Below are 24,097 nucleotides of genomic sequence, written 5' to 3'. Positions count from 1 at the left end.
CCGCTTCTAGACGAGCGGCCTTGCCGCACGCGCTAGTGCAGCGCTGGATGTTCGCCTATCTTTTGGAAGAGCGGAACATCCTCCGACGCGAGATATTGGGGCCTTCGTATGAGTCTCAAATGGAAGCTGATCTGGCCGGCTGCGGCCTGCGCGCTGCTCATACTAATCGGCCTGGCGGCCGGTCCCGTTCCCGTGTTGTTAAAAGGACAAGGGCGATGGGGTCTTCTGATCGTCGTCGCGGTGGCGCTTGCGGTTCTGCTCCTGGTCATGGGGGCGGTGTCGGAACTTCGCTTATGCCGTCCCCTCAGGGCCATTCTGCATACGTTTGAAGATGTCACTCCCCCCGATGCAATGAGCAGGGCGGCCGACGAAGTGCAGGCGGTGCAGCGCGCTGCCGGACAACTTATCGACAAGGCCGAGGCGCTAGGCCAGGCGCTGAATGCTGCTGAAACAAAGCGCTCGGCGCTGGCGGCCGAACTGCAATACAGCGAAGAGCGGTACGTGCTCGCAATGCGGATCGCGGACGACGGTCCATGGGAATGGAATCTGCAAACGAACGAGTTCGTGCTCTCCACGCGATGGAAATGCATGCTCGGGTATGGCGACGACGAGTTCCCGGACTCGCTGGAAAACTGGCGCGGACATATCCACCCGCTTGACCTCGCCGGCGTGGATGCGACGCTGCGATGTCGGCTGGAGGGACAGGAACGCCAGTTCGAACATCAGTTCAGGCTCCTGCACAGGGATGGCCGGTATCGCTGGGTAAGCTCGCTCGGTACCGTCATACGGCATGCGAGCGGCAAGCCTCTGCGCATCGTTGCGCTCGATACGGATATCACGCGGATAAAGCATATCGAGAGCGTGCTGCAGCATATTGTCGAAGGCACGGCAGGGATGGGGGGCGAGGCATTTTTCCGGGCGCTGGTGCGCCACTTCGCCGCCGCACTGGACGTGCCGTGCGCGTTCATTACGGAATGTACCGGCTGGCCGCCTAAAAGCGTGCAGACACTCGCTTACTGGCTTCGCGACGACTTCCGGGAAAACATCGAATTCGAACTCGCGGGCACGCCATGCGAAGCGGTGTACAGCAATGGCCGCCCCGTATTTCATGCGTCGGGTGTCGGGAAACTGTTCCCCCGCGACAAGGCATACGAGAGCTACTACGGCATCCCGATCTTCGGTACCCGGGGCGAGGTGATTGGACACATGGCCTTCTTCAACGACCGGGAAATGAAGGAGCAGGACGTCCTGACCGATGCGGTGTATCAGATCTTCACGACACGCGCGGCCGCCGAAATAGAACGCAAGGCAGCGCTCGATCGCCTCAGGCATTCCAGGCTCCCGAATGGGCCGGATGCTTCCGGCACTGAAGATGTGCCGCGCTCGGCGTCGAATGTGACGAACATGTGATTTCCAGTTGATTGAAGCGTGATGAGCGCCAGCCAGAATCGCTCCTGAAGTTCGGTATGGAGCGGTTCACTGCGACTGTTTCTGGATGAGGTCCGGAGATTAGCGCTCCAGCACAGGACTTGGCGTAAAGCGTCGGCCACGGTGGCGGCGCATTTCCTTTTCTGGAGCAGACATGAAAGCCGTTCGCAACGCAATTCTTTGTGCTGTCATTCCTCTGGCTTGTGCAATCGGCGCGACGCACGCGCAGGCACAAGGTATCGGCCGTAGCGGGATGTACGGGCCATCGTGGGATAGTCCCGTAACGATGTCGATGGACAAGCTCACCGCACAGCAAAGAAATGAAGTGGTGCAGATCAGGAGCAAAATGATGCAGATGACCATGGAGCATGACCAGACGATGGCAAAAATGGAAATGGACTTCATGCAGTCCATGATGGACCAGCAGAAGCAGTTACTCGACGTGTTCCGTGCGCATTGATTGCTACGGTCGAGCGCGGCGTTCAGGCCGAATAGCGATTCGCCCCGCGCTCGGTTCCATTGTGGTGTGAGGCGAAAGTCGGCCGCCGCAATCTCTTTCGTCCGGAATACCGGGCTCGAACCGTCGCGACGAACGGCCAATGTACGATGTCACGTACGAACATGCATGCGCGCATGCGTGACGCGCTCCCGCACTGATCTGGCCGGTCATCGTGGTAGCGCGATGCGAAGCCGCTAGCGGGCCGTGATGCGAATCGGAGAGCCGAGAGAAATCCGCTTGTTGTTCGGCGGGAATACGCACCAGCCATCATCGTGCCGGAAAAAGAACATGGACCAGGTGCCGGTCTGGCGTGTTGTTTCGACGCATACGTACCGCCGGTTGTGCCCGCTGCCTGGACCGAACCGGGTTACCCTGATCAAGGTGGTCGCGCTCGGCGCGAGCCATTTGTCGACCAGAGAGTGCAAGGACCGGGGACTCGTGTTCATGACCGCCTCCGACTTATATCCGATGCCGGCCTCAAAATGCGCAATGCCTTCGAGGCACCCAGAAAGCAGTGTGGCAAATGGAATTCACGTCGTGGTCAAGCAAATGTCACAAGTTTGTTTCGCTGAGGCGGGTGATTCGGACCGACGTCACCGTGCCGCGACAAGCAGGAGAAAGGGCGCGGAAACAGCTTGGGCAATGTGTCATCAGTCGGGGCATGAGTGTCGATAGGGAGTACCCGATGTCAATGGAGATGAAGCGCCGCGTGAGGCTGTTCATACAGCGTTTCTGGCAGCCGACCAGCGCGTGTATGACGTGCATGCCGGGTAGCTGGGGCAACGTTCTGAGTCTTGCCCACTGGACGATTGCGTTGCAGACAGGCCTGTTCACCGGCATTCTGGCTGTACTTTTGACTTTCACGCCAGCGGCGAGGCTCTACGCGCACCGATATGGCAATGCGCTCATCGTCGGCATCCTGACGGCGGCAGGCGATGCCTTTTCGCATCCCAGTCACTACGGCTTACCGTTCCCAGAGGCGGTCGTAACAGGCTTGACGTCGGGGCTGCTGACGCTGGCTGCCACGTACCTTCTGGAAGACCGTGCGCGGCGCTTCCGGGCGGTATGGACCCGGATTTTGCGATCGCTGGTTCGCTGACTGAATGCACGACCAATGCATAGGAAAAAGGCTTTACGGCACCGGCCAGACGCGTTCAGCCGCCGGCGGGCGTCCCGTCGTTAGAGGGCCACTGTCCCTGTTGACCGCCGTGGTGGCGTAGCGGAAGTCGCTGAATCTGTCGGACGTACGTCCGAGAGTGCGTTCAGTCACGCGTTCAAACGCGCGATGGAGACAGCGCCGGGGCGATATCGCGAGTAAACGACGAAATACTTTGGTGACGGATCGCGTGGGCACTACGTGCCCAATTCGACACTCGCAACAAACGCGACTGCTTACCACGGATTGAGGTCAACTGCTCCTGTTCCTCCCGGTCGTTCTAGCGGATCATTGACCGCAATGATATTCCGATAGGAGAGCGCCATGCAGTTGTTTCACATGATACGTATTGTATTGTCGAGCTTTTTTGGGGTGCGCAAACGCGCGTCACATGAGGCCGACTTCGCGAACGTCAATATGGTGATGTTGCCATTCGTTGCCGTAGCGATGGCGCTGCTCATCGGGGTGGGGATCTTCGGTGTCGTACATCTTGTCGTGAATTCGGTCGGGACGATGCAGGGTTTCTGAGGCAGCGCATGCGCTACGACAACGCGCAGGGTCTCCAGGCCGCTCTGCGGTAGGTTGAATCCGCCAAGTACAACGGAACGGGTAGCCGTCAAAGGTCGAGGCGATTCGCACGCAGCGACTGCTTTCGACCAGACCTTCTTGCGTTGTCTTCGGCATTCGTTGCTTAAGCTGATTCACTGCTTTGTGTTGCACCAAGGGAGAACCGGAAGATCGTTCCAGGCAAGCCGCAGGCCGCTCCTGCGACGAGCGATATGACGGTCAGCGCGGCCAGCCCGTGACTGTGCTCCCCTGTTGCCGTGTCGTCCATGATCCTTTGGCTTGCGCTCTCGCGCAGTGCCCAAGTCCCGGACACTGCCCCAGACCGCGTGGCTACGACGGCGTGCACGTCCCAAACAGCACAAACACATCGTCGCGGTTCACCAGCGTCGCGGACATGCCACCCGTTTTCGTATCAAGCGCAATGCTCCAGCCATAGCCCAGCTCCGTGCCTTGCAGAATCAATTGACCTTCACCCGTCTCCATGTAGCGGATCGGCGTGCTGCGCTGTGAACCGACTAACATCTTCTTGGCGAAATTAAGGCGCACGAAGTCAGGTGCACCGAGGATGCCCGGCAGCGTGCGGTAACAGACTTCCCCTATATCGCAGAAGTGCGCATCGATCGTCGCGCACAACAGCGGTTTGCTGCCATCAAAGTCTGCACCGAGCACCCAGGTCGGGGTCGCGCACACCAGGATCGCGGCGGCAGTCGTCCGCAGTAACTTTCGCATCGCTTGTCCTCCTGCATGTCGTGCAATGGTCGGGCTGCAATAGGACAGCCGACTGATCGTCCAGCGCATGGGTGACGTTCACCCGCTATTTACTCGACGGTGTAGCCGCGTCCCGTCATGCATGCCGCGACCGCGCGGTTATAGGTTGCCAGCTGCCCCGATGCCTGCTGCTGCATGCCTTCCTGCTGCATGGCGGCCTGCTGGCGCTCGCGCCGCATTCGCATGCCCATGCCCATCGATCCGACCAGCGCGCCGACGCCGGCGCCCTCGCCCCAGTGGCCGCCCGCCACGCCCCCGACCACGGTGCCGAACAACGCTCCGCCGCCAGCCCCTCGCAACATTTCGCCTCGCTGCTGGTCCGGCGCGGGCGCGTACGCCATCTGCTCGGCAACAGCGACCGGGTCGACACCCGTTGTTCTCTGGGCCCATGCGTGACATTCCTGAGTGTCGATTTGCTGCCTTTCCGCACTCTGGCCACGGGCGGGATAGATGATCGGCTGCGCGCTCAAGGCTACAACCGATAGAGACGAGGCCAGAATTCCGGCAAGGAATCGAACAGAACGTAGCATAGCGTCAACTCCAACGGTTTCTTCAAGCCCGAAAGGGCGTCGCTTCATCGCCGCCTCGCGACCAGCAATCCACCCGGTCGCTCAGGCCACGCTGAGCTCAATGGTCCGTAACTGAAAACTTCAGATGCATGCGGTGGGTAACCTCATGCCAATACCGCTCGCAGTGCCAGCGCCAATGCGCCGATTTATCCCACTGCATTACGATACGGTTCTTCGATCCGACAGATAGTCGTGGACAACTGTACCGAGACCGAGTGTCAGGTCAGTCAGAATATGTACTCCGGAAAGTACTTCGAGGACCGGCAGTTCGGCGACAGGTGCAAGCGCATGATGGAATAACTCAAGCGCTGCGGGGCCCTCCCACGCGCCCTTGACTGTGATCTCCTCACAGCAATAGCGCACGAGTTCGCAGATTCGAGGGGAGCCATCCACATGCGGAATGATCTTGAGCAGATAATTTGGCGCAGACAGGGATGCGAGGATTCTGTCATGATGCACGGGATGATATTTGTAGCCCATCGTGGCGACAGCAATCGGAAATGGACCATATCGCAACATGCCGCCAATCGTGTCCTTCTCGACGCGAAGCTCTGGACTAGCAAGTTTTTTGGGGAACCCCCAGATTTCCCGACCGGCAGCGATTGGTGCCATGTCATCAAGAAACATCGCATGCACGTACCCGCCACTCTTTCCCTGAAACGTCACTGGTATAACCTGTCCACTTTCGGTGTAGTCACCGAAACCCGTCGAGTTCGGCATCCGGATGAACTCAAATTTAACGATCGGCTCGGTCATCTCGAGCGGCCCTGGTACCACCTTCCTCAGCGCGTCTGGATCAGTCCGATAGGTGATGATCAGGAATTCCCGGTCGACAAATCGATACGGTCCCGGTGGAAAGGCGGGGCTCGTGAGCGGCATTGCGAAGGCACGGTCTCTTACCTCAGATTCGGTCATGATGTTCTCTCCTGCTGTCCTGGATTGAGCGGTGTGAATTCGTAGACGTGAATCCCTTGCGCAAGCTCGACTACGTCTTGCCATGCCTGTCGCGCGATACCGTCACGCACATCATCGAGCCCGCCTTGCCACAGTTCGCCGATCGTGGCACGCGAAAACTCGTAATCCTTGAAATCCGATGAGCGGGTATCGTGACGGTTAGTCAAATGAACCAGCGCCACTGCGCCTCGCGTACTGACTTCCGTCAGGCGCTGTACATCCGGGTCGTTGCGCAGAGCGTCCGGAATCTTCTCCAGCAGACGACGCAGCGCCGTTCTTAGCTCCTCTGTGTTTCTGACGTGTCTCGCGTTGAAGCGCGTTTTGCTTGCATACTGGATATCCTTCAGGCGCTCCTGAACCTGTTGAAGGTTCTGAGGCAATTCCCCCGCGCCGGCGAACACATCGACCTGCAAAACGAGCGCGCTTTCCCGATACGCCTCATCGACGACGTACCACATCGGCGTATTGGAAGAAATTCCGCCATCCCAGTACCATTGCCCATCGATCTGCACCGGCGGGAAACCTGGAGGCAGCGCACCGCTTGCCATCACATGCTCAGGGGCAATCCGCATTCTGGTGTTGTCGAAGTAGACAGACTCACCGGTGCACACATTGACCGCGCCAAGCGAAAGACGTATGTCCTGACGGTTGATCAGATCGAAGTCGACAAGCTCCTCCAGGGTGCTCTTGAGCGGCTGGGTGTCGTAGAAGCTCAGCGCGCCGACACTGCCCTGAACAGCCATGAATGGCGGCGGCATACGCGGCACAAAGAATCCGGGCACGCCGAACGCGACAACGGATGCCGCACTCCATGCATTGAGCCACGGCCGCGCGGCGTCATACAGTGGGTGCGAAAGGAAGGACGTGCGCGCGCAAGCGCGGTCCCAGAACTCGCGTAGCCGCTTGACTCGTCTTTCAGGCGGATTGCCTGCAATGAGCGCCGCGTTAATCGCGCCAATAGAGATGCCGGCAATCCAGTCGGGAACAATGCCGACCTCCGTAATCCCGGTGAACACGCCTGCCTGATACGCGCCCAAAGCGCCCCCGCCTTGCAATACAAGCACGGTGTGTTCGAATTTCGCGAGGTTCTCGGCTATCTGCGTGGGCAGCGCCGTCGTATTGGCTGTCATCGCGCTTCACCATATGGACAAGTAAGATGCGGAATCTGACAGAGCGGACTTCATTTTTTCGTTCCTGAGATGATCGCTTGCGAGATCTCACGGCTAAGCATCGCAAGAGCACGGCTATGTGCGTCGACCAAGGCGTCGTACCCCGGACCGCTAACCTGTTCATGCAACGCAATCTTCCCGTCTGTCGCGCCAGTCACACCGGGATAGCGTATCGACCACAATGCAACCATCAGCGTCCCTTCACTTATGGATGAATCGAAAATCTGCACGTCGACCGACAGCCGAACAGCCGGTTTGCCTGCCGGCTGCGGGAAACCGAAAACGACAGCGTCGGGAAACAGCTCTGCCAGGTTGGCCGCAAGCACGCCGGCGATCTGATTCTTCAGCGGTTCGGCCCATCGCGCGAACTCGTCGATCCTCACCTGCGATTGGCTGATGCGCAGTACGAACTGCGGGCGGTTGACCAGGTCAGGCACGGTAATGGTGTCGATAACGATCGCTGCCGGCATCACGGGTGCAACGAGCCGGTCCATCGGCTCGGCGCTCAAGGTGTAGAACTCCGCGCGCGGCGATCTTGCGCACGCCGCCAACACGATCATCGACACGGCCATCAACATTAGAAGGCAAACACGGCGCATCATTTTTCGCCCCCCGTCTTGCCTCTGAGTAGCGCCTCTGGATGGCGTTCGAGGTAATCGGCAAGCGTGCGCAACGCGGCAGCCGCGCGTGACATCTCGCGCATCGTCTCCACGGTGTTCTGCGTCAGCACGCTATCTGGCTGGAGTGCGCCGTTGGCCGAGTCGATCGCATTGCGGGCTGCAGTCAACGTGGCACGGGCATCCGGAACGATCCCGGAGTCGAGGGCCTTCACCAGCTTGTCGGCGTCCGCAAGGGTCTGCCGCGCGTTGTTACCGATACCCTCGAATGGCACCTTGTTGAGCTTGGCGATCAGACTCGAGACCGAGTCCTGGAGGGATTGAAGGCCGCCGGGAACGGTCGGCAGTTCCGGCGGATTCGAAGCAAAGTCAACGGTGGCTTTCGGCGCGTCCGGGAAGAAGTCCAGAGCAATATAGAGTTGTCCCGTCAGCAGACTGCCCGTGCGCAATTGCCCGCGCAAACCCCGGTCCACGAGAATCTGGGCGAGTTTCTCCGGTTCCGACGTGAGCCTGCCGCCTCTCTCCCCCGATGCATAACGCGACGTAAAGCGCTCGGGATACAGATGCACTTCGACGGGAATGCTGAACTCGTTCCTGGCGCGATCGAAGCGCGTGTAGATGGCCGTCACTTCGCCGACTGGGATGCCCCGGAATTCGACGGGCGCACCCACGACCAGCCCCCGCACGGATTCCTTGAAGTTGAAGACGTACGGAACGACGATCCGGTCGGGATGCTTCATGGCTTCCGCACGGTCCGGGTACAGGACAAATTCACTGCGCGCGGCAGCCTGCTCGCTGCTGGCCGATTCCGTTGGCGTCTGAAACGCCAGTCCACCGACGAGAATCGAAACAAGCGACTCCGTGTTGACGCGAACACCTGCCGCATCGAGCGATACGTCGATGCCACTCGCCTGCCAGAATCGCGTGCCCTTCGTCACGTATCGGTCGTACGGCGCATTGACGAAGACGTGCAGCGTGACGCCTTTGCCATCAGCGTCGAGATTGTATGACGTCACCTGGCCGACCTGCAGGCGACGGAAGAAGACTGGCGAGCCGACATCGAGCGATCCCATGTCTTCACCTTTGAGCACGAACTCACGTCCAGACTCGCCCGTCGCGATGACGGGCGGCGTCTCGAGACCAATAAAGTCGTGTCGCGCGACTTTCGACCTGCCGGGGTCCATGCTGACGTACGAGCCGGACAACAACGTGCTCAGGCCGGAGACCGTGCCGCCCGAAATCCGCGGCCGAACGACCCAGAAACGGGAATCGTCCACCAGCATGTCGGACGCGCTCTTTGTGATCTCGGCTGTCGCGATGACGCGGGTATGGTCGTTCGATAACACCACTCTCTTGACCGTGCCGACTTCGACGTTCTTGAACCTGATCTTGGTCTTGCCTGCCTCCAGCCCGTCGCCCGTGTTGAAGCTGATCGTGACGGTCGGTCCCTGTTCGAGTACTGCCTTGATCGCAAGCCAGCCGCCGATCAAAACGGCAACAAGCGGCACCAGCCAAACCAGTTGCACGCGCCAGCGGGCGCGACGGACCGTCTCGACAGCAGGGAAGTCCGGCCCGCCAGGTTCCTGCGGCTCATTGGCGTGAGCCTGGGGCGGCTTGTCCATGATCTGCCTCAGTGGTGTCCCACGTCAGCCGCGGGTCGAATGACATCGCTGCAAACATGGTCAGCACGACAACGGCGCCAAAAGCAATTGCAGCCGGACCTGCTTCAATTGTTGCCAACGCGTTGAACTGGACGAGCGCCACCAGCATGGTAATGACATAGATATCGAGCATCGACCAACGTCCCACCAGTTCGACGATGCGATAGATGCGTGCCCTGCGCCTTTGCATCCATCGCGAGCGACGCTGTGCGGTTACCACGAGAAAGACGAGCGCAATGATCTTCAGCATCGGCACAGCGATGCTCGCGATGAACACGACGATCGCTAGCGGCCATGACCCGGATGCCCAGAGGTAGACCACACCGCTCAGTATCGTGTCGTTCTCCGCACCGAATATCGAGCTCGTATACATCACCGGCAGCGCGTTTGCAGGCACATACAGGACGGCAGCGGCCACCAGAAACGCCCATGTGCGGCTGATGCTGGCGGGCGTGCGGAAACGCAGATGCGCGCGGCAACGCGGACAACGCGCCGAGTGCAGCCGGGCAGCAGCCGATAGCAGCCCACATTGATGACATACATAAAGGCCGGCCGAAGACGCGGTCGATGCCGAAGCGGTGGATGGCGTCGAACATGCCATTGCGCCAGCCTTCCTGATTGCACTGACCCGCAACCAGATATCACGTGGTTCGAAACCCGAGGACATCGCGGCCAGCAGTAACATCTGCACGCCGAACGCGTAGAGTCCAATTCCTGGCACGACGGTGGCAATGACCGAGAGCTTGACCAGCGCTACCAGCAATCCCAGGATCAATACTTCCGTCATGCACCAGGGCTCGACCACGTGTAACACGCGAAAGGCAAGGTCGGGTCTGTGGGGAGCCACGCCGAGACGCAACGGCATCAGCAGGTACAGCAACGCCAGCATGTCGAGCAAGGGCACGAACAGCGTGGTCAGAAAAACCAGACCTGCAATTGGCCAGACACCATCATGGTAGAGATCGAACACGGCGCCGAGCAATGTGGTGTCGACGAGAGTTCCATTGACTGACAGCCCGACGACGGGATACGCATTCGCTAACGCAAACGTCACCAGCGCTGCCAACGTACACGCGAGCGTCTGCTCAAGGCCTCCGGGACGGCTGCGGTACAGCGGCGCACCGCAGCGCGTGCAGCGAGCGGCGCCGTTGTCCTCGATAGGGGATTCGCGCTGCAACAGATCGCACTGGTGACAGGCAATGAGAGGAGCGCTGCTCATGCCTGCACTCCCGTTTCGCCGCTCTCAAAATCAACGGGCGTATCGTGCTCCGAGACCGTCCTCAACCTGTCGAATGCATCGAGGGTGAGACCGGCTGCACGCTTGCGACTGGCCGTCGCCGCATCCGGTAAAAGCACGCTGGAAAAGACGCTCCGCAGCACTAAGCCGGACTTCCTCCGTTTGGCGCCGCCAGACCTGGTGTACAAAAAGAAGGTAACCATATGCTCTCCACCTTGTCTTGCATCTGGCCGCCCCGCCTTTATCGTCCCAGCTTCGATATCTTTTGGCCCTGCACCCCCATGCCGGCCATCAACCCTTCCTGTGCAAACAGAAACGCATAGACATCCGACTGCATCGTAGTCGTAGTCAGTGCTTTCGCAGCCCCGTCATCCAGGACGACGACACTTGGCCCGACACCCACTGACCAACCATCGCTCTTTGTCTGGAGGTAGTTAATTGAATTCTGGTTCATCAGGAACATCGCTTCGGAAAACTCCTGCGCGCCCGCCTGAAGTCCATATGAAAAAGCGGTCGCATTGTAGTATGCAAGCACCTTTCCGGAGGGGTCGAACATGACCCCGTTTCCTCCCTGTGCGCCAACGAGGAAACCCGCCTTGTAGATGGTCGGAAATATCAGAATCGCTTTGGCATGGCCCTGAAGCTCTTTTGCCTTGGGCGTCGTGCTATACAGCTTGTCCAGTTCCCCACGGGCGGCCTGCTCAAGTTGCGGGTCTCCGCCTCCTGAAGACAACATCTGCTGTGTCGAACAGCCTAACGCAATCAGCAAAACAGGAATTGACACAATGGATTGAAGGAATCTATTCATGACACATTCTCCGATCACAAATGAGAGAACTCCTCAATTTATGGCGCGACACCGTCAAGATTTCGACAACGCTTCGCAAGAACAGCTTGTTATCCAGCTTGTTATTCAGCGTTACAGCTGCTCCATCACTCTCTTCCTAACCGCAATACCGCTATTTGCGTGCTGATGCGAATGCTGCGCGCACTGCCTTCATAAACAACTCGTCATCGAATGGCCTTCTGATGTAGGCAATCGCGCCCGCCGCCAGCGCCTTGTCACGTTCGATGACACCTTCATGGGATGTCGTGAAAATAACGGGAGCCCCGAACGCCACGAGGCGCTGCTGGATTTCAAGTCCGTTCGTGCCCGGCATTTGAACATCGAGGATTACGCATCCCGGACGATAAGAAGGAATGGAGCGCATCGTCTCCAACAGTTCGTCTCCGGTGCGAAATCTATCCGCAGCAACGCCCATCGAGCGCAGTAGTCTTCGGATCGCGCGATTCACTGAGGTATCGTCGTCGACTACCGCAACAAACGGCTTCTGTCTAGTCATGGCGGAGGATCCAGTAAGAGCACCATGGCACCATGCGTTCCGGGACACGCTTAAACACTAGAACGCCATAACCGTTTTTGATATAAGACTTTGGTGAGATACCCGTGACGAGAACTGCTGTCCAGTTAAGGTAGGTCTGCAAAACTCCTCGCACTGACAAGCAGGTGAACGATCCTGGATGATCCTGGTGCACTCGCGGATGGGGCAGCGACGAGCCATCAACGAACGCGGCGACATTTTGGGCGACAGGCTTGCCGACCGCACATCTCGGCGGCCAGCGGGCGGCAAGCATGGAGCATCAACGTGCGCGGCGAGGTGGTAGGCGATTGCATCATGGACAACGGAACCCACCGTCCCTTTCTGCATAAAAACGGCAGCATTTACGATCTGAATAGTCTCGTCGATACAGTGCCGGGCTCATGATATTGGCAAAAGCAAAAGTCATCAGCGACAGCGGGCAGATCGTGGGCTTCGCGCGGGCCAAAGGCGTCGCGCACCAAGTACTGCCCACTCCGTCAGGACATGACCGCTGAGCCGAAATACGCTGCCGATCGATAGTCTGTCATCGACGGTGCCCACGTAGCAAAAGCATGTGATAGAGGCGCCTGCTATTGCGCGCTGCGGGCGTTTCTCGGTCAGTCGAAGCAACTGTCCACTAGCCTATCCAGTCACTGCGATAACGCTTTCGACGGCGTCGAGTCGAAGCTTCCGCCGAGCGCGAGATACAAGCGAATGCGGTTTCTGCGCTGCAGGCCCCATAACTTGATGAGGTCCGCCTGGCTGGCGAGCTCAGCCGTCTGCAAATTCGAGACCCATAAGAGGTCTCGGCGACCCGCCTTGTACTGCAACGTCGCGATGCGCACGGCTTCGGTGCGCGCGTCGACAGCGGTCTTTTCGAGTGGCAATCGTTTCGCCAGCAACTGCTCGTTAGCGAGAGAATCCTCGACCTCTCGAAATGCGACTAGCACAACGCTGCCGTAGTGGCCGACTGCCTGTTGCTGTTGCGCAGTCGCAATCTTGACCTCGGCTTCCAGCGAACCACCCGTAAAGATCGGAATCGATGCGCCGATCGCGGCGGTCACCAGCCACGGATTGAGGTTCATTAAGGAAAAGAGCGGATCACCGAGCCGTCCACCCGCAAACGAGAAAGAGAAGTCAGGCAGCAGCGCCAGCTTCGCCACTTCCTCCTGACGAAACGCGGCCAGCACCTCGCGCTCGGCAGCGATCAGGTCGGGCCGCCGTTCGAGCAAGGCTGCGGGCAGCCCTGTCGCTGGAGGGGGCGGCAAGAGAGGATAGGTTGTGGCGACGTCGATTTCGTCGGCGGGATAGCGGCCGAGCAGCACCTCCAGCGCGCGGCGTGCGTCACCATACGACTGGCGTGTGGCCTCGACGGAACTGCGGGCCGTTTCGAGTTTGGCGCGCATGTCGGCCACGTCGAGGTCGGAATCCTTGCCCGCAGAGCGCCGCGTCGACACGAGGTCAAGCAACTGGAGATAGATATCGACCGAATGTTCAGCGAGTGCGAGCAGCTGCCTCGCTTCGATCGCGAGGTACCACGCCTGCGCTACCGTTGCGGCCAGCGACTGTCGTGCGTACGCATAATCAAGCGCTGTCGCCTCATACCCGGCAACCGCCGCGGCTCGCCGGGCGCGCAGCTTACCCCAGACATCCACTTCCCACGCGACAGTGCCCAAAACGATCGAGGTGTTCGAGTCGTTGTTGTGGTCGAAGTCATGAGTGGTTCGCCCCCCTACTGCTGCACCGATCTGTGGCCACAGTTGTGCGCCGGCGACAATGACAGATTGCTGCGCGATCGTCACACGGTCGGCCGCCTGTCGTAAGTCGAGGTTGTTGGCGAGCGCTTCGGCGACGATCGCATTGAGCATTGGATCGTCTAGTGACTTCAACCAGTCGTCGGCAACCGGGTCGGCATTTGCATCCGATGTCCAGGCCGCCGGGATGCTTGTGCCTTTGGGCAAGGCCTCGTCCACGAGTTCGCTGTGCTGCGGTGGCGGCGCCAACGCACAACCGGCGGTCAGCGCTGCAATCACTACAACGTTCAACGACCGCGCGCGCATCATGGTGAGAAGGGGTACAGCCAGTTGTACCACGTGTAGGAACGGATCGCGACTTTACGTAGTACGTCGAAGCTGCTACCCGCGCTCGTGTAGATTGCTGCGCGCCCCTGCGTACCAATCGGGAATTTGGTCTGGTCCGGATCGTCGAGTGTGATTGCAACTGCGAACTGGCCTTGCGGGGTCTCACCAGGTACAGCGTTGAAATTCGGCAGCGCACCGCTGGGGAGCATTTGTCCCGCGCCGCTTCCCTGCCAGATTGCCGCGACCTTGCCTGGCCAGATCTGCCCGGGATAGAGATCCAATGCGACTTCCACCGGCTGTCCCGGCTTCACGTACTTCAGATTCTCCTGGAAGAATTGCGCAAGAACGAAACGATCAGCATCGCAGACAAACGACGCAATCGCGCCGAAGCGAATGTCGCCCGACACCATCCCGGGCCGGACCTGCAGATTGATGATGTAACCATCCTCCGGAGCGACCAGCAGGGTGTTGTCGAGGTAAAAGCGCGCCTGATCTAGTTCGGCTTCGATCGACGACACCGTGGTATTCACGCCGCCGATTTCGGATTGGAATTGGAGCAACGCACGCTCTTTCTCAGCCTGCGCCTCCTTGATTGCAGCGATATTCGCGGCTGCCTGTGCGTGCCACTTCTGCGCATCCTCCTCAGGTCCCGCGCCCCGCTTCGCCAGAGAGGCAGAAAGCTTCTCCTGGTAGGTGGCGTACTCGAGTTCGCTCTTCAGCCTGTCGATCTTCTCAGTTGCCACCTGAACGTCGGATTTCATTACCAGTACGTTCTGCTTCGCCTGCGCGAGTTGCGCCTCCAACTGCTTCACTTTGTCCTCGTATACGCGCCTATCGAACTGGAACAACGGTGTACCCTGCTTGACGTGGACATTGGGTTGCACGAGTACGGCTGTGACGAGTGTCGGCTCCGACAGGCGCGGCGTGAGCTGGATCGTGTGCTGGATGACGCGCGCCTCTGTTGACGCCGGGGTGACGTAGCGCAGCCCAACCAGGAATATGATGCCAAGATGCAGCACGAAGAACGTGGAGAAGAAGCCCCATCCAATGGTGAACCTGAGCCACCGGAACTTGAAAAAGACCAGCCAGACGACGAAGCCATAGGCGAATAGCAGTACAAATCCGAGTAGCATGCATTGCCTCCCTCAGCGTTTAGCTTTGCTATCCTCTGTGCGCCCTGCATCGGTTCGGGGTTCTTTAGGAGTGGAAGGCGCGACGCCAGTCAGGCGCGCATGTTCCTCTTCGATCGCACGAGCCTCCTCGCGTGGGAAACGCCGGATATCGATGACGTCGGTAGGTTTGAAGGCCCAAATGAATGCCTGAATCCACGGCAATATCGTGGGCAGCAGTCCTGCCCATCCCATGAGCTTCACTGCTTCGGCTTCCGGATGGCGGCGGGCGATCGCGATGCGTCCTGGCAAGCCCGCGATCCAGATGTAGGTGAGAATGCCGGCACCGCCAGCGAGAAACGCCGTGGCAAATGTCACGTAATCCCAGAACCCGAGTTCAAATCCGAGCATCTCAAGCTCCCTGTCAGACGCGCAGGCTGCGCTATCAATACCTTTGGAAGACTATGCGGTCCGCTCAGACATCGCTATAGAACCATGGTCTAATACCGACAATACACGAGATGTCATATTCTGCCGGGTTATTCAATTCATTAGCTTTTAATATGCGAGCATTTAAGATCTGAAAATCTCTTTACTTTTCCGAAGAAGTCTGCTCCTGCAATGCAGTCTTCACGGTACTCAAAAGTATCGACTCAGAAAACGGTTTTCGAAGATATCCTGCCGCGCCCGAAGAGAGTGCCTGTTGATGCACCCCGATTTCGTCAAACGCCGTCATGATAATGATCGATATGCCACTACCAGACAATTGCCGTTGTACCTCGAGGCCATTCATACCTGGCATATGAATGTCGAGAATCACGCACGCGGGCAAGCGCTTCGGGTCGTTGGACCATGCACTCAGAAATTCCTCGCCACTGAGAAAAATATCGGCTTCGATTTCGATCGATAAAAGCAGGCGCCTGATCGCCCGGCACACCGATGCGTCATCGTCTACTATTGCAACATATGGGCTTGTGCTGTGCATTGATAGCGGATCGACCTTTTCGTCGACCTCTCATGACATAAGAACACGCTTGAAAAGAAGGGTTACCGGCTGCCTTGATTGTAGACCGGTGGAGCAGGGTTCGCGAATGCCCGCTCGCCTGCTTTGTCCACGAGATGGATCAGGTCAGCCAGTGATTCTGCCTGCATCTTGGTCATCACTCGAGCACGATGTATCTTGATTGTCGCCTCTGCAATGCCGAGGTTGTCGGCCACCTGCTTGTTCAAACGACCAGCGACGACATGGGTCATCACTTCTCGTTCTCGTGGGGTAAGCGTTGCCAGGCGCGATTGAATATGTTCCTGTTCACGGCGATCGTCGAACGCCTTCTTTGCATGACATAGCGCCCGTTTTATCGCTTCGACCAACACTTCGCCATCGATCGGTTTGGTCAGGAAATCGGTAGCCCCCGCTTTCATCGCATCGACGCTTGTGCCGATATCGCCATGACCGGTAATGAAGACGATAGGTAGTCTCATGTCTAACCGGCGCTGAACTTCGAGACCGCTCATATCGGGAAGCTGCAGATCGAGGACAACGCAGGCTGGTCCAGCCGTGAGATCGATATTATCCAGAAATGACTGGGCGGTATCGAAGGCCTCTGCCTGATAGCCCATCGCGCCAAGAAGTCGACAAAGAGCACGACGAACAAGTCCGTCATCGTCGACGATAAACACCCGTTTTTCGCAGTTCACGATTCGCCGCACGCCGGGGGATAACCCGCAGTGCCCTCAGCTGGAAGATTGACATAGAAAGTGGCACCGCAGTCCCGGTTGTTTTCGGCCCGGATCGACCCTCCGTGCATCAGCACGATCTTGCGACTGATTGAGAGGCCGAGCCCCAATCCATTCTGCTTGGATGTAACAAACGGCTCGAAGATCGTATCGAGCTGATCCACCGTCATCCCGGAACCCCGGTCGCGGACGGCGATCAGGATCGTATTCCCGCTGTCCGGGATGACGTCCAGCGCTACCGTTCGATCGGAATGCGGACTATCGCAAGCGGCCTCGAAGGCATTCAAGAGGAGGTTGAGTAGAACCTGCTGGAGCTGTACCTTGTCACCGCGTACGGGCGGAAGGTGATCGTCGATATGTATCTTCGTCTTGATGCCGCGAACGATCGCGTCGCTATGTACCAGTGTGACCACTTCGCGAATCAGATTGCCCATATCCAGGCTCTGGATTTCAACTTCTCCCTTTCTGACCAATGAACGGATTCGTCGAATGATTTCACTTGCGCGACAGTTGTCAGCGACGATGTCCCGCAAGGTTTCCCGTATTTCGCGAAGGTTGATTGGGTCTTTTTCGATAAAGTGCTGTACCGCCTGTGCGTTACTCAATATCGCCGTAAGAGGCTGATTCAGTTCATGTGCAAGCGATCCGGCCATTTCGCCAAGCGATGATATACGCGCGAGATGCGCCAGTTCCTGGGCGCTACGGTGCAGTTCGTACCGTTCACTGCGATCGACAACGATGATCAGCTGTACATGAACCTTGTCAATATCACACGCGTTGGCCGTCAGTTCAACGAGAAACTCTGCATTGTCTGCCTTCCTGGCTACGACGGTTATTGCACCCCTTTCGCGATCGTCGCCTGCGGTTAGCGCTCTTTGAATTGACGGAAGCGCATCAGCACGTGTTGCAGGGAACAGGATGCCCGCCGGCATGCCGTGCATGTCCCTCCCTTGGTAACCGAATAGCTCAATTGCTCCCTTGTTCGCATATGCAATTGTCTCCTGCTCATCGATCGCAACCACTGCTATCGGCAAACTGTCCAGCAGGTCGGTTCGCATCGCCGTACTACCGCGCTGCTTTCTCCGGCTTCCCCAGCCTGGCCAGTGAAATCGTGCGCTGGAACGGCGCAAGGCATTCCCTGAAGTGGCCCCCGACGACAACAAAATCGTCTTGTTTGCAAACATCCTTTGCGCGACGACGGTGCTAATTCTTCTGCTAATGGAACCGATGACGCCGGTTCGCCCGCCCACGGGCGGAGTCGGGTCGTGGCAGTTCGCTGTGGAGGTGAGCATTACGTTTCCCTTACGTTTAACCGTGACTTGTTCGTTGATAACAGGGATGGTCACATACACGCGCGGATGCGATTGCCGCAGGGGAAATGCATCAGCCGCGAATCTGGATCAGCAAATTCTCCAATGATCATAGGTCGATTTTCCGGCTTCTCGTAAGATTTTCCGCAAAACGAATATCGGATTTAGCCTCAAATCACTTTTCTAGGGGCGTTTTACTGAATTCAGCACGGCGGACGCGTGCAATTTATAGGTCTTGTTAATGAATTGTCGGCCCGCCATCGATTCATTGGATCATTGGCATATAAGACTAAAGATGAATAGTGCTCTCACTAAAGAGATACCAAACTTCATCTTGTCGTACTGATGGATCGGGGGCGCATCGAGCCCATGGCTTAATCGGAAGGAGTGTGTATCATGTCGAATACTGTTACAACGCTCGCCATCATTTCAGCTTTGACGTTCATGGCAGCGTGCACAACCCCGAGTTCGGCGGGCAATACGGAAGCGTCCTCGGAACCCGCGCAACCACTGGCTGTTCCCCCACCTGCCACGATACAACCCACGAGCGCCACTCGTCTGATAGACGCCGATTCCAGAGCCGCGATCTTCACTCTGGTGTCGACTCATCCAAACATGGATGCTTTTGCTCACCGAGCCAAGGGCGTTCTGATATTCCCAAACGTCACACGCGCAGGATTTCTTGCGGGCGTCTCGCATGGTGCCGGTGAACTGATTGAGGGCGGCAAGGTGACGGGATACTACGCAACGACCTCGGTTTCTTATGGATTTCAGGCAGGTGTTCAGCAATACGCCTATGCAATGCTTTTCATGACAGACGCAGCACTCGACAATTTTAAAGCAAGCAAGGATTTCGAAGTCGGGGTGGGGCCGACTGTCGTGGTCATGGACGAAGGGATGGCGAAAAACCTGAATACTGAAACCGTAAAATCCGAAGTCTACGCAACTATTTTTGACCAACGCGGTCTGATGGTGGGCTCGTCCTTAAGAGGGACGAAGATCAGTAAAGTCAGCAGATGAAGATGCGGGGGCGCCGCGGTATCGATGTTGCGGAGGCGTCGCATGTGTCCCGTGAACGATGACGTCGTCGAAGAGAAGCGCCTGAGCGACGCGCGCACCAGTCAGGTACCGTCGAGGAAGTGGGGGCGAACACGGCAACGCCTGGGACTATTTCCCCCATGACCATGCACGTTCGCGCGCTTACCGATGGGGAGAGTAGGGCACGCGCACGGCATTCGTACATGAAGTATCTGTACATGTATCCAAAGCGCGAGTATCCATACCGGGATCTGATCGAGACCAACCGGATGCGATCGCGCAACGACTTCGAGTACGAACTGTTCGATACCGGCGTCTTCGATGACGACCGGTATTTCTACGTGTTCGTCGAACACGCGAAGGCGGGTCCGGAAGACATGAACTGGGCGAGTATTGGCTTTATTTCGGCGGCGCGATGGAAGTGCTTTTCACGGAAAACGAAAGCAACGCACTGCGTCTTTGGAATCAACCCAACGCGTCGCCTTATGTGAAGGACGCGTTCCACGCGTACGTCATTGCGGGACAGTCGAGGCTGTTAATCCTGCCAAAAAGGGAACCAAGGCGGCGGTGCACTGCGTGTGCGACCTACCCGGCAGCGGAAGCGCGACCATCCGGTTGCGTTTAACACCAGTCGAGCGGGTCGATGCCTTCGACGACTTCGTGCCGACCTTTAACGGCCCGTCGCTCTTTTGCCACTGATGTTCGAGCGTCAGACAGAATGCAGGTAAGCCATCGTCTCCTAAGGAACGCCAAATGTGCGGATCACGGACGCCGCTAACCGGCATCCGGGATTGGCTTCCTTAAAAGTCATCGGAAAGCAAACGCGAATAATAGAACGCAATAACCTCAATAGGCCATTACCGAAAACGATGCTTCAACGGAAGACCGACCATGCGGCGCCCAATGTTTAAATGGTTTATCACCGGCTGCATCACTCTGGTATGTCAACTACATGGCGCATCAGCCGAACCAGTTGCGTACAACGTTACAGACCTTGGGCCACTCACGGACGGTGCTGCAACGGGCATCAACGAACGTGGCGATATCGTCGGCGACAGCTTTGCCGCCCGCGCGTATCGCCGCCCGGCGCACGGTCGCATCACCGCTCTATCCCCGTTGCCTGGCGGCTCATTCAACCGGGTGACGGGCATTAACGCACTTGGCAACGCCGTGGGGTATAGCGAGACAGCCACACAGGCTGTACATGCGGTCCTGTATTCCGTCAAGGGCCGGACGACGGATCTGGGCACTTTTGCGGGCGGATTAAACAGCTACGCGACGTGCATCAATGGCGCCGGCGACATCGTTGGATATGCTGATACCGGTGATCCCGGTGACACTGTGAGTCACGCCTTCTTGCTTCCGGCCGGCGGTCGTATGACCGGCCTGGGAATCCTCGAAGGTGGGGCATCGAGCAGCGCGTCGGGCATTAACAACAAGGGCGATGTCGTTGGCTATGCTGACACAGAAGACTCAAGCTCCCATGCATTCATCTACCCGGCGGGCGGCCACATGACCGATCTGGGCACGCTGCCAGGCGGGTCTTCCAGCCGCGCGACCGCGATTAATGCACGCGGCGACGTGGTCGGCTTCAGCCGTAATGCGGTCGGAAACAATCGTGCGTTCCTGTATCCCGCAAGCGGTCATATGACCGACCTCGGTGCGCTGACAGGGTGCTCCGATAGCGAGGCCTGGAGCATCAACGTACACGGCGACGTCGTTGGCGACTGTATCATGGCCGACGGCACCAGCCGCGCCTTCCTGTATGAGAACGGCAATATGCAGGACCTAAACGATCTGCTAAGCACTCGTTCCGGGCTTATATTGGTGAAAGCGAATGCTATTAGCGACAGTGGACAGATTGTGGGTGTGGCGCAAGTCAACGGCATCGCGCATGCCGTTTTGCTCATCCCCGCCGGCAATTGCTGCAACGCGTCGCGTGGCCGTTTGACCTCACCGCGTCCGATGACGACGCAATGATCGTCCGCAGGACGGCGCATCGCTTGCGTCCTCTGTCATTCTTTCGCGATAGTGCGTGGTCCGCGGCCGATTCACCGACGACAGCCGGGGGCAAGCCTGGAGCCGTCATGCGAGCAGGACAGCCTGGTCGATTATCCGATTATCCGGCCGGCCCTAGCGAGTGCGCGAGTGCAATGAGATTAATGGGCGTCAGCGTAATCCATCCGCCGCGCGGACTGTCGATATCGGCGATGAGAGCAAACGAGGAAGCGATGACCAACGGCAAGACCAGGAGCACCACGTTTCCTTTGACGTTGCCGTGTAAGCTATAACCGATCAGCAAATTACTGAATAAGCCGATGGCAATCATCAAGGACCATGCGGTAATTGGGATGTGGTTCCACCACGATGCCTGCGTGTAGCCTTGTGTATTCAACACATCATTCATGCCTGAGACGACGAGCGCGATGACTGCCGTCTGCTGCTCCATCGCAGCGATCTGCGCAGCTTTCCATAGGTCATTTTGCAATTGGCCGGTGGCCGCGTTGATCTGTGCGACGGCTTGATCGCTACGCGCCTGGTAGTAGCGGATTCGAAGGTCGAGGTACAGGCGCAACAATTTCTTCATGCTTCGCGCCTCCGCGGCGGGCAGCAGTCCTGACCGCAAGTATGCAGTTCCGATTGCGTTGGCTTCTTCTTCCTCGTAGTTCTTGCGCTGATCGTAGCGAGTGACGGCCATCGAGAACGTAAAGCCAATAATTAGCGCCAGCAGGGTGAGCGTAGCGGCCTGCACAACATCTAGACCGTCTCTTCCCCCGTCAATGTTTTTCAAGCGACGACGCAGGACGGTCGCGCCAATATACGCCCCGATGGCCATCACCACGAATGACATGACGAACAGAACCAGCGGATGCCTCATGATCGCCGACATTGTTGCGTCTCCATTTCGTTTTGCAGTGGGGAGAATCTTCTCTGCGCGTCTCCGACTTCAGCGCTACTCTTTGCAGCCCGTTGCCACTTATGTTCGCGCGTCAAACAGAATGCCAGTAAGCCATCGTCTCTTGAGGAACGTCTAAGGTGCGGCTCTCAGATACCGCTAACCGGCGTCCGGGCTGGGGTTCCTTAAAAAAGTTGCTAAAAAAGAAAGTCGAATAAGAAACGCAGCAAACTCATCAGGCCATTCCCGCAAACGATGATACAGCGGAAGACCGATTATGCGGCGCCCTGTACCGCTCAAATCGGCGATCACCGAGCGGAGTGCCTCTCATCGATGACTGCGGTGGTCGTAGAGCTAATAACTAACACGGCAGCTGGCTGGTGAATGAATCGCCGTCCCCGAAAATTTGCTCTGTCACTTGCATTCCGCTGGTTTATTGGTACTAGACTAGAGTTCAACTCAGCGCTGCCTTTTACGAACTCGCTGCGCCTTACCGTTACGCCAGTTTCCCTCCAACGCACCACGATCAGACGCCGCGAAGTCGCAACAGCCAAATATCAGAAGCCGATGTACTCCGGACCGGGATTGCGTTGCCTTGGAATGCAACTATTCGTTCTCGTTCGACTGCATCTCAGGACCGAGGACCTGTTTGCCAAGGTTAAATCCGTTTTTAAGGATAGGAGCTGATCGTGAAGTCATTTCGGGACATTATGAAAGGTTATCTAGTCCTGTTAGTGGTCGTAGCGACCGGGCTTGTTGTTCCACTCGCAGTGTGCGCCCAGGGAGTGAATAAATTATCGAGCCAGCAGCTCGATTCACTCACTGCGCCTATCGCGCTCTATCCTGACGCGTTGCTTGCCCAAGTGCTGATGGCTTCGACATTTCCTCAGGAAGTGCAGTCCGCAGGGCAATGGTCAAAGGCTAATTCGAAGCGCAGCGGTGATGATGCAGTGAAGGCCGTCGCGTCCCAACCCTGGGATCCGAGCGTGCAGTCGCTGGTGGCGTTTCCTCAGGTGCTGGCAACGATGGCGTCAAAGCCGGAATGGGTGGATCAGCTTGGCCAGGCATTTCTCGCGCAGCCGAACGATTTGATGGATGCCGTGCAGCGCCTGAGGAAGCAGGCACGGCAGGCGGGCAACCTCAAATCAAGCGAGCAACAGAAGGTGATCGTCGAACAGAACACGATCCAGATACAGCCCACCGATCCGCAGGTGGTGTATGTGCCGACCTATAACCCGGCAGTCGTCTACGGGCCATGGCTTTATCCGGCGTATCCACCCGTCTATATTCCGCCGCCGCCTGGCTATGCGATTGCGAGCGGCTTTGCTGCGGGCATGGCATTCGGTGCGGGTATCGCGGTGACCAATGCACTGTGGGGCGGGGTCAATTGGAACAGCGGCAGTGTCAACGTGAATGTCAACCGCTTCAACAATATCAACGTCAACAACCGGATTAACGCGAGCAGCAGCACAACGACCTGGAACCGCAATAGCAGCTTCAGCAGCGTGCAGCGCAACGCATACCGAGGATATGACAGTTCCCGCGAGCAGGCGATGCAAACGCTGGAAGACCGGACGGGCGAGAATCTGGCCGGCTCCGCCAGCCAGCGCCTGCAGGACATCCAGCGCGGCGGGAGCATGGGCACGGAGGATCTGCGCGAGCGCGCGCAAAGCGTGAATCGGGATAACGCGCTGCGAGGCGCGGGCGATGGCGACGCGGCGCGTCAGAATATGCAGCGCGGCTGGTCCAGCCGCAGTGCGTTTGCCAGTGACAACTTTGGAGGCGGCCGATTCGGCAGCAGCGACAGGTTTGGTAGCGGGGGCTTTGGCGGCGACCGGTTTGATGAAGGCGGGATGGACAGCGGCAGGTTTGGCGGCGGGGGCTTCGGCGGTGGTGGTTTCGGAGGCGGCGGCCACTTCCGCCGATGAGCAAGGCGGTCT

Annotated in this window: 26 protein-coding genes; 9 read left to right on the top strand and 17 right to left on the bottom strand. The window is 58.1% G+C overall.

The window, feature by feature from the left end:
* The first annotated feature begins 108 nt into the window (after positions 1–108).
* The 4 genes from J8I87_RS13905 to J8I87_RS13890 all read left to right on the top strand — a co-directional run bounded on the left by J8I87_RS13905 (position 109) and on the right by J8I87_RS13890 (position 3,611).
* Entirely contained in the window at positions 109–1,410 is a 1,302-nt protein-coding gene (locus tag J8I87_RS13905) for a PAS domain-containing protein (protein WP_209932024.1), read from the top strand.
* 172 nt (positions 1,411–1,582) lie between these two features.
* Complete coding sequence (locus J8I87_RS13900; protein WP_209932023.1) at positions 1,583–1,888, top strand: hypothetical protein; 306 nt, start codon at positions 1,583–1,585, stop codon at positions 1,886–1,888.
* Between the two features lie 724 nt (positions 1,889–2,612).
* Positions 2,613–3,026: a hypothetical protein gene (locus J8I87_RS13895; RefSeq protein WP_209932051.1), complete on the top strand. Its 414-nt coding sequence runs from the start codon at positions 2,613–2,615 to the stop codon at positions 3,024–3,026.
* A gap of 381 nt (positions 3,027–3,407) precedes the next feature.
* Positions 3,408–3,611: a DUF2970 domain-containing protein gene (locus tag J8I87_RS13890; protein ID WP_209932022.1), complete on the top strand. Its 204-nt coding sequence runs from the start codon at positions 3,408–3,410 to the stop codon at positions 3,609–3,611.
* A 369-nt stretch (positions 3,612–3,980) separates the two neighbouring features.
* Here the strand turns inward: J8I87_RS13890 and J8I87_RS13885 are convergent, their stop codons facing one another.
* The 10 genes from J8I87_RS13885 to J8I87_RS13840 form a co-directional block, all read right to left on the bottom strand.
* Complete coding sequence (locus tag J8I87_RS13885; RefSeq protein ID WP_245253917.1) at positions 3,981–4,448, bottom strand: hypothetical protein; 468 nt, start codon at positions 4,446–4,448, stop codon at positions 3,981–3,983.
* Between the two features lie 20 nt (positions 4,449–4,468).
* On the bottom strand, positions 4,469–4,888 hold the full coding sequence (locus tag J8I87_RS13880) for a glycine zipper family protein (protein ID WP_245253916.1): 420 nt from the start codon (positions 4,886–4,888) through the stop codon (positions 4,469–4,471).
* 258 nt (positions 4,889–5,146) lie between these two features.
* On the bottom strand, positions 5,147–5,902 hold the full coding sequence (locus J8I87_RS13875) for an acetoacetate decarboxylase (protein WP_209932020.1): 756 nt from the start codon (positions 5,900–5,902) through the stop codon (positions 5,147–5,149).
* Entirely contained in the window at positions 5,899–7,071 is a 1,173-nt protein-coding gene (locus tag J8I87_RS13870) for a patatin-like phospholipase family protein (RefSeq protein ID WP_209932019.1), read from the bottom strand. Before J8I87_RS13870 ends, J8I87_RS13875 begins: the two co-directional genes overlap by 4 nt.
* A 50-nt stretch (positions 7,072–7,121) precedes the next feature.
* The gene (locus J8I87_RS13865; protein ID WP_209932018.1) at positions 7,122–7,712 is read right to left on the bottom strand and encodes a membrane integrity-associated transporter subunit PqiC; all 591 of its coding nucleotides are present in this window, start codon (positions 7,710–7,712) and stop codon (positions 7,122–7,124) included.
* A complete protein-coding gene (locus tag J8I87_RS13860; protein WP_209932017.1) occupies positions 7,709–9,349 on the bottom strand; it encodes an intermembrane transport protein PqiB in 1,641 nt (546 codons plus the stop codon). Before J8I87_RS13860 ends, J8I87_RS13865 begins: the two co-directional genes overlap by 4 nt.
* Positions 9,318–10,607: a paraquat-inducible protein A gene (locus tag J8I87_RS13855; protein WP_209932016.1), complete on the bottom strand. Its 1,290-nt coding sequence runs from the start codon at positions 10,605–10,607 to the stop codon at positions 9,318–9,320. The genes J8I87_RS13860 and J8I87_RS13855 overlap by 32 nt, the downstream gene beginning before the upstream one ends.
* Positions 10,604–10,828 (bottom strand): hypothetical protein, encoded by a 225-nt coding sequence (locus J8I87_RS13850; protein WP_209932015.1) that lies wholly within the window; start codon positions 10,826–10,828, stop codon positions 10,604–10,606. Before J8I87_RS13850 ends, J8I87_RS13855 begins: the two co-directional genes overlap by 4 nt.
* Before the next feature lie 38 nt (positions 10,829–10,866).
* Entirely contained in the window at positions 10,867–11,433 is a 567-nt protein-coding gene (locus J8I87_RS13845) for a lipid-binding SYLF domain-containing protein (RefSeq protein ID WP_209932014.1), read from the bottom strand.
* Positions 11,434–11,584: 151 nt separating this feature from the next.
* Positions 11,585–11,968, bottom strand: coding sequence for a response regulator (locus tag J8I87_RS13840; RefSeq protein ID WP_209932013.1), 384 nt, complete (start codon positions 11,966–11,968; stop codon positions 11,585–11,587).
* A gap of 303 nt (positions 11,969–12,271) precedes the next feature.
* On the opposite strand from J8I87_RS13840, the gene J8I87_RS46330 reads away from it, so the two are divergent.
* The gene (locus tag J8I87_RS46330; protein ID WP_209932012.1) at positions 12,272–12,391 is read left to right on the top strand and encodes a hypothetical protein; all 120 of its coding nucleotides are present in this window, start codon (positions 12,272–12,274) and stop codon (positions 12,389–12,391) included.
* Positions 12,392–12,636: 245 nt separating this feature from the next.
* On the opposite strand, the gene J8I87_RS13830 is transcribed toward J8I87_RS46330, so the two are convergent.
* The 6 genes from J8I87_RS13830 to J8I87_RS13805 form a co-directional block, all read right to left on the bottom strand.
* Positions 12,637–14,079 (bottom strand): efflux transporter outer membrane subunit, encoded by a 1,443-nt coding sequence (locus tag J8I87_RS13830; protein WP_313064458.1) that lies wholly within the window; start codon positions 14,077–14,079, stop codon positions 12,637–12,639.
* Positions 14,046–15,200, bottom strand: coding sequence for an HlyD family secretion protein (locus tag J8I87_RS13825; protein WP_209932011.1), 1,155 nt, complete (start codon positions 15,198–15,200; stop codon positions 14,046–14,048). The genes J8I87_RS13830 and J8I87_RS13825 overlap by 34 nt, the downstream gene beginning before the upstream one ends.
* A 12-nt stretch (positions 15,201–15,212) precedes the next feature.
* Positions 15,213–15,587 (bottom strand): DUF3302 domain-containing protein, encoded by a 375-nt coding sequence (locus tag J8I87_RS13820; protein WP_245253914.1) that lies wholly within the window; start codon positions 15,585–15,587, stop codon positions 15,213–15,215.
* A gap of 181 nt (positions 15,588–15,768) precedes the next feature.
* Positions 15,769–16,161 carry a response regulator transcription factor gene (locus J8I87_RS13815; protein ID WP_209932010.1) on the bottom strand — a complete coding sequence of 131 codons (393 nt, stop codon included), beginning with the start codon at positions 16,159–16,161 and terminating at the stop codon, positions 15,769–15,771.
* Positions 16,162–16,223: 62 nt separating this feature from the next.
* Complete coding sequence (locus J8I87_RS13810; RefSeq protein WP_409518757.1) at positions 16,224–16,877, bottom strand: response regulator transcription factor; 654 nt, start codon at positions 16,875–16,877, stop codon at positions 16,224–16,226.
* Positions 16,871–18,205 carry a two-component system sensor histidine kinase NtrB gene (locus J8I87_RS13805; RefSeq protein WP_209932009.1) on the bottom strand — a complete coding sequence of 445 codons (1,335 nt, stop codon included), beginning with the start codon at positions 18,203–18,205 and terminating at the stop codon, positions 16,871–16,873. Before J8I87_RS13805 ends, J8I87_RS13810 begins: the two co-directional genes overlap by 7 nt.
* Positions 18,206–18,619: 414 nt before the next feature.
* Here J8I87_RS13805 and J8I87_RS13800 point away from each other — a divergent pair, with 414 nt between their 5' ends.
* The 3 genes from J8I87_RS13800 (at position 18,620) to J8I87_RS13790 (ending at position 21,241) form a co-directional block, all read left to right on the top strand.
* Positions 18,620–19,243 carry a YSC84-related protein gene (locus J8I87_RS13800; protein ID WP_209932008.1) on the top strand — a complete coding sequence of 208 codons (624 nt, stop codon included), beginning with the start codon at positions 18,620–18,622 and terminating at the stop codon, positions 19,241–19,243.
* A 221-nt stretch (positions 19,244–19,464) separates the two neighbouring features.
* Complete coding sequence (locus tag J8I87_RS46325) at positions 19,465–19,752, top strand: hypothetical protein (protein ID WP_409518756.1); 288 nt, start codon at positions 19,465–19,467, stop codon at positions 19,750–19,752.
* A 400-nt stretch (positions 19,753–20,152) separates the two neighbouring features.
* Positions 20,153–21,241, top strand: a complete 1,089-nt coding sequence (locus J8I87_RS13790; protein WP_209932007.1) for a DUF3466 family protein — start codon at positions 20,153–20,155, stop codon at positions 21,239–21,241.
* A 139-nt stretch (positions 21,242–21,380) separates the two neighbouring features.
* Here J8I87_RS13790 and J8I87_RS13785 read toward each other — a convergent pair whose 3' ends face one another.
* Complete coding sequence (locus J8I87_RS13785; RefSeq protein WP_209932006.1) at positions 21,381–22,151, bottom strand: hypothetical protein; 771 nt, start codon at positions 22,149–22,151, stop codon at positions 21,381–21,383.
* Between the two features lie 695 nt (positions 22,152–22,846).
* Here J8I87_RS13785 and J8I87_RS13780 point away from each other — a divergent pair.
* Positions 22,847–24,085 carry a DUF3300 domain-containing protein gene (locus J8I87_RS13780; RefSeq protein ID WP_313064456.1) on the top strand — a complete coding sequence of 413 codons (1,239 nt, stop codon included), beginning with the start codon at positions 22,847–22,849 and terminating at the stop codon, positions 24,083–24,085.
* Positions 24,086–24,097: the final 12 nt, after the last annotated feature.

The sequence above is a fragment of the Paraburkholderia sp. LEh10 genome (assembly GCF_017814945.1).
Taxonomy (GTDB): Bacteria; Pseudomonadota; Gammaproteobacteria; order Burkholderiales; family Burkholderiaceae; genus Paraburkholderia.
The sequence above is the reverse complement of the archived record's forward strand: the minus strand, read 5'-3'. Positions and strand labels throughout refer to the sequence as shown.